This is a genomic window from Streptomyces sp. NPDC001002 (genome assembly GCF_053599215.1).
On record NZ_JBSFLV010000104.1, the window covers coordinates 25,407 to 32,220 of the forward strand.

Consider the following 6,814-nt stretch of genomic DNA (forward strand, 5'->3'; position numbering starts at 1 on the left):
CAATCGCGCTCACCCCACCACCCGCAACAACAGCACCGCCCGCGCCGGCACAGTGATCGCCGCCCCCGCCCGGTGCACCACCCCCGGCGCCTCCCCCTGCTCCTCCTTGGACGTGTCGACGACCACCTCGTACCGCTCCGCCCACGGCGACCCCGGCAGCACGAAGCTCACCGGCCGGTCCCCGGCGTGCAGGACGGCGAGGAAGCTGTCGTCGATGATCGGGTCGCCGCGTTCGTCGCGGCCGGGGATGTCGCGTCCGGAGAGGTACATGCCGAGCGTGGCGGCGGGCGCGTACCAGTCCCGTTCCGTCATCTCCGTGCCGCGGGCCGTGAACCAGGCCAGGTCGCGCAGGCCGTCCACGCCGTGCGCGCGGCCGGAGAAGAAGGCGCGGCGGCGCAGCACCGGGTGCCGGTGGCGCAGGTCGATCAAGCGGGCGGTGAGGTCGGTCAGGGCCCGCCAGCCGGGGTCGTCCAGCAGGCTCCAGTCGACCCAACTGATCTCGTTGTCCTGGCAGTACGCGTTGTTGTTGCCCCGCTGTGTGCGCCCCAGTTCGTCGCCCGCGACCAGCATCGGCACGCCCGTCGACAGCAGCAGCGTGGTCAGCAGGTTCCGCAACTGCCGTCGCCGCAGCGCCCGTACGCGCTCGTCGTCGCTCTCGCCCTCGGTGCCGCAGTTCCAGGACCGGTTGTCGTCGGTGCCGTCCCGGTTGCCCTCGCCGTTCGCCTCGTTGTGCTTGCGTTCGTAGGACACCAGGTCCCGCAGGGTGAAACCGTCGTGCGCGGTCACGAAGTTGACCGACGCGTACGGCCGCCGGCCGCCCCACGCGTACAGGTCGCTGGAGCCCGACAGGCGGTAACCGAGATCCCGCACGTCGGGCAGCGCGCCGCGCCAGAAGTCCCGTACGGCGTTGCGGTAACGGTCGTTCCACTCCGTCCACAGGGGCGGGAACGCGCCCACCTGGTAGCCCCCGGAGCCCACGTCCCACGGCTCGGCGATCAGCTTCACGCGGCGCAGCACCGGGTCCTGCGCGATGACCGCGAGGAACGGGGAGAGCATGTCGACGTCGTGCATCGAGCGGGCCAGCGCCGCCGCGAGGTCGAAGCGGAAACCGTCGACGCCCATCTCGGTCACCCAGTAGCGCAGGGAGTCGGTGATGAGGCGGAGCACGTGCGGTTGCACGACGTGCAGGGTGTTGCCGCAGCCGGTGTAGTCGGCGTAGCGGCGGGCGTCGGACTGGAGGTGGTAGTAGCCGCGGTTGTCGATGCCCTTGAGGGAGAGGGTGGGGCCCTGTTCGCCCGCCTCGGCCGTGTGGTTGTAGACGACGTCGAGGATGACCTCGATGCCGGCCGCGTGCAGCGCGCGGACCATCCGCTTGAACTCGCCGACCTGCTGTCCCGTCGTACCGGAGGCCGCGTACCCGGCGTGCGGGGCGAAGTAGCCGATGGAGTTGTAGCCCCAGTAGTTCTTCAGGCCGCGGCGCAGCAGGTGGTCCTCGTGCGCGAACTGGTGCACCGGCAGCAGCTCCACCGCCGTCACGCCCAGCTTGACCAGGTGCTCGATGGCCGCCGGGTGCGCCAACCCGGCGTAGGTGCCGCGGAGTTCCTCCGGTATCTCCGGGTGCAGGGCGGTGAAGCCGCGCACGTGGAGCTCGTAGATGACGGAGTCCGCCCACGGGGTCTTGGGGCGGCGGTCGTCCTCCCACTCGTCGTCGTCGTGGACGACGACACCCTTGGGGACGAACGGCGCCGAGTCGCGGTCGTCGCGGACGGTGTCGGCGACCTGCTGCTGCGGCCAGTCCCGGACATGCCCGTACACCTCGGGCGGCAGCCCGAAGTCGCCGTCCACCGCGCGCGCGTACGGGTCCAGGAGCAGCTTCGCCGGGTTCCAGCGGCCGCCGGTCCACGGGTCCCAGCGGCCGTGCACCCGATAGCCGTAGCGCTGTCCGGGCAGCACGCCCGGCACGAAGCCGTGCCAGATCTCGTGCGTCAGCTCGGTCAGCCGGGCCCGTGTCTCCTTGCCCCGCTCGTCGAAAAGGCACAGTTCGACGGCCTCCGCCCCGCCCGCCCACAGCGCGAAGTTGGTGCCCGTCACCCCGTCGGTGCCCACCCGGTACCGGGCCCCCAACGGCATCGGCGCACCGGGCCGCACGGGCACGCCCGGCGTCCTGCGCCGGGACCCGTTCACCACGGCGGCCGGAGCTACGAGCTCCGCTGCCACCGCTTCCTGCTCGGCTGCGCTGGACACCTGTCAGCCTCCCACGGCTCGTGGAACGACGGGGAAAGGGGCGTACGGCGTCCCGACCGGACGTGCCCTCTCCCGTCGTCCTCCCCACTGTTCTGCCCAGAGCTTGCGTCGCACTCACGTTTCCCTTGGCGACCCCTGTCGTTGTCACGCCGTGAGGCATGCACACGGGCGCGCTCGGCGCGCGGGGGCCGCGCTGGCCGCCCTACTGACCTGGGCAGGACTGCTGGCCGGAGCCGCCGGCTGCTCCGCGGACGCCGACGGCGGCATCGACATCGGCGGGGCCTTCGGCAAGGCCCCCGCCCCGGAGGACGTCATCCGCGTCTCCCCGGACGACGCGAGCAAGGGCGTCACCCCCGAGGAGACCCTTCGCGTACGGGTGCCCAGCGGGCGCCTGGAGTCGGTGCGGGTCGTCAAGGCGCAGGACGCGCAGGAGTCGGAGGTCGCGGGGCACATCTCCGACGACGGCCTGCGCTGGGAACCCGACGAACCCAGGCTCGCCCTTGCCGCCAAGTACACGGTCGACGCGGTCGCCCTCGACGGCCACGGCCGCCGCTCGGCCCGCCACACCACCTTCACCACGTACGTCCCCGACGAGCGCTTCATCGGGTACGTCACCCCCGAGAACCGCTCCGTCGTCGGCACCGGCATGATCGTCTCCCTGGAGTTCAACCGGGAGATCGACAACCGTGGCGCCGTCGAGCGCGCCGTCCACGTCACCTCCCGCCCGGCCACCGAGATCCGCCCGCACTGGTTCGGCAAGGACCGCCTCGACTTCCGCCCCGAGAAGTACTGGAGGCCCGGCACCCGCGTCACCGTCTCCCTGCGGCTGCGCGACGTCGAGGGCGCGAGCGGGGTCTACGGACTCCAGTACAAGACGTTCTCCTTCACCGTCGGCCGCAGCCAGGTCTCCCTGGTCGACGCGGCCCGGCACACCATGCAGGTGCGGCGGGACGGCGAGCTGCTGGCCACCGTGCCCATCACGGCCGGGGCGCCCAAGACCACCACCTACAACGGCAAGATGGTGGTGACCGAGATGCTCGACGTGACCCGCATGAACAGCCGCACGGTCGGTTTCGGCGGCGAGTACGACATCCCCGACGTGCCGCACGCCATGCGCCTGACCGACTCGGGCACCTTCCTGCACGGCAACTACTGGGCGCCCAGCGCTCCTGGACGCGTCAACGTCAGCCACGGGTGCGTGGGGCTCAGGGACGTGAAGGGCGGCGGCTCCGACACCCCGGCGGGCTGGTTCTTCGACCGCAGCCTGATCGGGGACGTCGTCGAGGTCGTGCACAGCAACGACAAAAAGGTCGCTCCCGACAACGGGCTCGGAGGGTGGAACATGGGTTGGAAGGAGTGGAAAGCGGGCAGTGCGCTCAAGTGACCCGGTGAGGGGCCGGGTCGGGGGAGCGTGTCGGGGAAGCGGGCGAAGGTCGATGTTGCTACTGAACGGTGACCTTCGGCTCACAACTTCCCCAAAACCTTGCGGTTAATATGCGCCAATGTGCGCGTCGGACGCGCCGGGGTGCGGGCCTGACCAGGCCCGGCGAGGGGAGAACGAGTTGAACGTGCGGCCGATATCGGGGGCGTCGGTTGACGCACGCGGACGTGGGAGCAGAAAACTGCCGGCGCTGGTTCTTGGAGTGCTGCTGGTGACTCTCACCGCGTGTGGCGGAGGAGGATCGGACTCCGGTTCGGGGTCGGGGGACAGCAAGGGCAAGGACGCGGCGAGCACCGCGGAGACGAAGCAGTCGGAGGCGGTCGTCGCGATCGCCCCGAAGGACGGCGCGAAGTCCGTCGACACCAACGGCGCTCTGAAGATCAGCGCCAGCAAGGGCACCTTGACGCAGGTCGAGGTCAAGGACGCCAAGGGCACCGCGATATCCGGCAAGATCGCCGCCGGCGGGGCGAGTTGGACGCCCTCCACCCACCTGGCCGCGGCCACCAAGTACACGGTGCACGCGGTCGCCAAGGACGCCAAGGGCCGGGTCGCCGCCGAGGACTCCAGCTTCACCACGCTGACGCCGGCGAACACCTTCATCGGCAACTTCACTCCCGAGGACGGCTCCACGGTCGGCGTCGGGATGCCGTTCTCGATCCGCTTCACCCGGGGCATCACCAACCCGGAGGACGTGAAGAAGGCGATCAGCATCACGACCTCGCCGGCCGTCGACGTCGAGGGCCACTGGTTCGGCAACGACCGTCTCGACTTCCGCCCGGAGAAGTACTGGAAGTCCGGCACCAAGGTCACCGTCAAGCTCTCCCTCGACGGTGTCGAGGGCCGGTCGGGCGTCTACGGCAAGCAGTCCAAGACGGTCAAGTTCACCATCGGCCGCAACCAGGTCTCCGTCGTGGACGCCAAGAAGCACACGATGAAGGTCACGCAGGACGGCAGGACCATCAAGACCATCCCGGTCACCACCGGCAAGCCCGGCTACGACACCTGGAACGGCCAGATGGTCATGAGCCAGAAGCTCGAAGTGACCCGGATGAACGGCGAGACGGTCGGCTACGGCGGCGAGTACGACATCAAGGACGTCCCGCACGCCACCCGCCTCACCGACTCCGGCACCTTCATCCACGGCAACTACTGGGGCGGCGGCGCCTTCGGCAACTACAACGCCAGCCACGGCTGCATCGGCCTCCAGGACGTCAAGGGCGGCTGGAGCAAGACCGTGTCGGCCGCGTGGTTCTTCAACCACTCGATCCTCGGCGACGTCGTGGTCGTGAAGAACTCCAACGACGCGACCGTGGCGCCCGACAACGGGCTCAACGGCTGGAACATGTCGTGGGCGAAGTGGACGTCGTGACGCTCTCCTAGAGACGTTCCTCCGGAGACGTTCGGGGCCCGGTGCTGTGACCCACAGCACCGGGCCCCTTGTCGTTAGCGCCGGTTAACCTGCTGGCATGACCGTGAATCTCGAAGTCGCCGAGGGCGTCGGCACGATCCGTCTCGACCGCCCGCCGATGAACGCGCTGGACGTCGCCACGCAGGACCGGCTCAAGGAGCTGGCCGAGGAGGCGACCCGGCGCGAGGACGTACGGGCCGTGGTGATCTACGGCGGGGAGAAGGTGTTCGCGGCCGGGGCGGACATCAAGGAGATGCAGAACATGGACCACACCGGGATGATCCTGCGGGCGCGTGCGCTCCAGGACTCGTTCACGGCGGTGGCCCGGATCCCCAAGCCGGTGGTCGCGGCCGTGACGGGGTACGCGCTGGGCGGCGGCTGCGAGCTCGCGCTCTGCGCGGACTTCCGGATCTGCGCCGACAACGCCAAGCTCGGCCAGCCCGAGATCCTGCTCGGACTGATCCCGGGCGCGGGCGGCACCCAGCGCCTGGCCCGGCTGATCGGCCCGTCCAAGGCGAAGGACCTGATCTTCACGGGCCGGATGGTCAAGGCGGACGAGGCGTTGACGCTGGGTCTGGTGGACCGGGTGGTGCCGGCCGACGAGGTGTACACCGCCGCGCACACCTGGGCGGCGAAGCTGGCGCAGGGGCCGGCGCTCGCGCTGCGGGCCGCGAAGGAGTCGATCGACACCGGTCTGGAGACGGACATCGAGACCGGGCTCGCGGTCGAACGGAACTGGTTCGCGGGCCTGTTCGCCACGGAGGACCGGGAGCGGGGGATGCGGAGCTTCGTGGAGGAGGGGCCCGGCAAGGCGAAGTTCCTCTGAACCCCTTGCAATTGACGCGGTGTCTGATTCGGGTCCCTCGATGGGGCGGATTATGGGAGCCTTAATCCAACCTTAAATCTGTCTTGTCGAGGGAGTCCGTCGATTGCCTCCAGCAGAGCCGTCACCGCAGCTCAGACGGGCCGTCAGGACACCCGAACTGCCTGTGACATATGCCGAACGCCCCAATCGGAACGGCGGGTTCCGGGGGGCGTATTCCAGCGGAACGGCCCCGGAGGGCGCGGTCGGCGGCCATGATGGAGGCATGGCGGGGCTGGAGGGCATGGAACAGCCGCGGGGAAACGGCCGTGCGACCGCGGCGCGTTGGTCGCCCGCGGTCGAGGACGAACGGGCGCTGAAGGCGCTGGAGTTGTTCGGAAACCCGACCGAGGCCGAGGTCCCCCTGCCGTCCCGCCCCGAGTCCGCCGCGACGGCGCGCCGCTTGGCCCAGGTGGTCGTCCTCCGCCAATGGGGCCTCACCCCGAAGCTGACGGAAGACGCGGTCTTACTCGTCTCCGAACTCGTCGGCAACGCCGTCCGCCATACCGGCGCCCGGGTCTTCGGCCTCCGCATGCGCCGCCGCCGGGGCTGGATCCGCATCGAGATCCGCGACCCCTCCCGAGGCCTTCCCTGTCTGATGCCGGTCCAGGAAACGGACATCAGCGGCCGAGGCCTGTTCCTCGTCGACAAACTCTCGGACCGCTGGGGCGTCGACCTCCTGCCCCGCGGCAAAACGACCTGGTTCGAGATGAGGGTGGCGGACCGTTGAGTCTTCCAGCCCGTCCGGCGTTTGAGGACGAGGCCCTTTAGAGGCCGATCGGGGTCCGGGGCGGAGCCCCGGCGGGGTCGAAGGGGCAGATGGCGCCCTTGCGGTCAAGTCCCACCAGACCGGCCGTAC

The 6,814-nt window shown here is 70.0% G+C and carries 5 protein-coding genes; 4 read left to right on the forward strand and 1 reads right to left on the reverse strand.

The window, feature by feature from the left end:
- Positions 1-9 precede the first annotated feature (9 nt).
- Complete coding sequence (gene glgX, locus ACWDR3_RS34530; RefSeq protein WP_450356503.1) at positions 10-2,244, reverse strand: glycogen debranching protein GlgX; 2,235 nt, start codon at positions 2,242-2,244, stop codon at positions 10-12.
- 151 nt (positions 2,245-2,395) lie between these two features.
- Between glgX and ACWDR3_RS34535 the strand changes: the two genes are divergently transcribed.
- The 4 genes from ACWDR3_RS34535 (at position 2,396) to ACWDR3_RS34550 (ending at position 6,685) form a co-directional block, all read left to right on the forward strand.
- On the forward strand, positions 2,396-3,628 hold the full coding sequence (locus ACWDR3_RS34535; RefSeq protein ID WP_450356504.1) for an Ig-like domain-containing protein: 1,233 nt from the start codon (positions 2,396-2,398) through the stop codon (positions 3,626-3,628).
- Positions 3,629-3,806: 178 nt separating this feature from the next.
- Positions 3,807-5,054: a L,D-transpeptidase gene (locus ACWDR3_RS34540; RefSeq protein ID WP_450356505.1), complete on the forward strand. Its 1,248-nt coding sequence runs from the start codon at positions 3,807-3,809 to the stop codon at positions 5,052-5,054.
- A 97-nt stretch (positions 5,055-5,151) separates the two neighbouring features.
- Complete coding sequence (locus ACWDR3_RS34545) at positions 5,152-5,919, forward strand: enoyl-CoA hydratase/isomerase family protein (RefSeq protein WP_401722428.1); 768 nt, start codon at positions 5,152-5,154, stop codon at positions 5,917-5,919.
- A gap of 262 nt (positions 5,920-6,181) precedes the next feature.
- Positions 6,182-6,685, forward strand: a complete 504-nt coding sequence (locus ACWDR3_RS34550; protein WP_123997630.1) for an ATP-binding protein — start codon at positions 6,182-6,184, stop codon at positions 6,683-6,685.
- The last annotated feature ends 129 nt before the right edge of the window (positions 6,686-6,814 follow it).

What these genes read in the sequence shown, in the direction of transcription:
- ACWDR3_RS34545 (WP_401722428.1), top strand. Translation starts at nt 5,152, where the DNA reads ATGACCGTGAATCTCGAAGTCGCCGAGGGCGTCGGCACGATCCGTCTC.
- ACWDR3_RS34550 (WP_123997630.1), top strand. Translation starts at nt 6,182, where the DNA reads ATGGCGGGGCTGGAGGGCATGGAACAGCCGCGGGGAAACGGCCGTGCG.